Genomic DNA, 1737 nt, shown 5'->3' on the forward strand with positions numbered 1-1737 from the left:
GGCCGAGATCGCCGCAGCGGATCGTCAGGTCGCTCTGGGCGAGCGCTTCGAGCGCTTCGCCGATGGTGGAGACCACGCGGGTCTGCAGGGCTGCTTCCTGCTGCTGCTGGTCCAGGTTCTGCTGGCGCTCACGGTCGAGTTCCTGGCGCTGGTTTTCCTGGCGTGCGGCCATGGCATGGCGTTCGCGGATCTTTTCCTGCAGCGCCTGAGTGGCCTTCGCCATCATGCCCACTTCGTTCGACATGTCCGTATGCGGGATGGCGATCGTGACGTTTTCGTCGGCAACCGCCTGAAGCGTGTCATGCACAGCGGCCAGAGGTTTGGTGATGCTGCGGATCACCACATAGGCAGCCGCAAGGGCGATGATCAACGCGACCGCGCCGATAGCGAGTGCCTCCAGCACCATTCCGCGGATCTGCGCCTGCAGGTCATCGGTGTAGACGCCTGTCGCGAGCACCATCTGCCAGGGTTCGAATGCCTTCGCATAGGAGCTCTTCGCAAAGTCTCCATCAGGCTGCCCGGGCTTGGTCGTGCTCAGATAATCGATAATTCCGCCGCCGGATCGGCCAACGGAGACCATTTCGTCGCGGAACAGTTTGCCGGCGGAATCGGGCTTGCCCTTGCCGCTCTCGCCGACCTTCTTCGGATCGGGATGCATCAGCATCTTCACGTCGTAGTCATAGGCGAAGAGATAGCCGTCGGGCTGGAAGCTCATGGCGGAGACGGCGGCGAAGGCCTGCTTCTGGGCTTCTGCGCGCGTCAGCTCACCGGATGCCTCACGCTGCTGGAACTTCTTGAGGATGCCGATCCCGGACTCCACCTGGGTCCGCAGCATTCCATACCGCTCGGCATAGATAGCCCGCGTCGAGGCCTGGAGTTCGAAATAGGTCACGACGGCGAAGCCGGCGATCAGGGCCAGAACCAGCAGGACGAGCTGGTTTGAAATCCTCAGGTTTTTCATGTTCGTTCCATAAGTGATTGAGCTCGCCTCGAGCGACTGGGAAGAATGAATCTGAATGGAGAGGCGCTTCTGCGCATGGAGATGTGCTGCATCGCACACTTGAGAGAATATGGCGCAATATTTGAATAAAAATTTAACAAAAGCCAATTTCCGGACGGATATTCAATACCCGGAAAAATTATTGCCTGTATTCCGCAGCGGGTACTTTTAAATCTGGCGAAAACAAAGAAAAATTGGAGCTGTATGACTCGAGAGGTCGAAGAGAGGGGGGAAGCGTTATTTAAAATATACGCGCTATGTACTTTAGGTTGCTGCCTGATGCGGGGTCATTTCCCATCTTGTGATGCGAGCCGCCGGATCTTTCGACCCGGCGGTTCTCCGTCCCCCGACTAACTGTGGTCAGCTTGCGCGGCGCATCTTCTGTGCGACGCGGTTGAGGCTGCCGGCGCCGGTATTGTAGCCGGTGTCCTGGCCGGCACTGATGCGGAAGCTGCTGATCAGGTTCAGCAATTCGTCGGTATCGGCGGCAAGCGCCTCGGCCGAGGCGGTGGTTTCTTCCGCCATTGCCGCATTGTGCTGGGTGGCCGCGTCGAGCTGGTTCAGCGAAGACGAGATCGAGCGCAGCGTCGTGTCCTGTTCGGAAGCCGAATGGGCGATCTTGCCGACGATCTCGCTCGCCGCCTTCACCTGGTTGGAAATCCGCTTCAGGGCTTCGCCGGCTTCGCCGACGAGGCGAACGCCGTTCTGCACCTGGCCGGACGAGCGCGAGATCTGGT

At 59.4% G+C, this 1737-nt stretch carries 2 protein-coding genes; both read right to left on the reverse strand.

Annotated elements, in window-relative coordinates:
- Positions 1–961, reverse strand: a 961-nt coding sequence (locus tag GQ59_RS28150) for a cache domain-containing protein (RefSeq protein ID WP_037087743.1), incomplete at its 3' end; no start/stop codon positions are given.
- 399 nt (positions 962–1360) lie between these two features.
- A partial coding sequence (locus GQ59_RS28155; protein WP_037087745.1) for a methyl-accepting chemotaxis protein occupies positions 1361–1737 on the reverse strand: 377 nt, incomplete at its 5' end.

Source organism: Neorhizobium vignae (assembly GCF_000732195.1).
Lineage (GTDB): Bacteria > Pseudomonadota > Alphaproteobacteria > Rhizobiales > Rhizobiaceae > Neorhizobium > Neorhizobium vignae.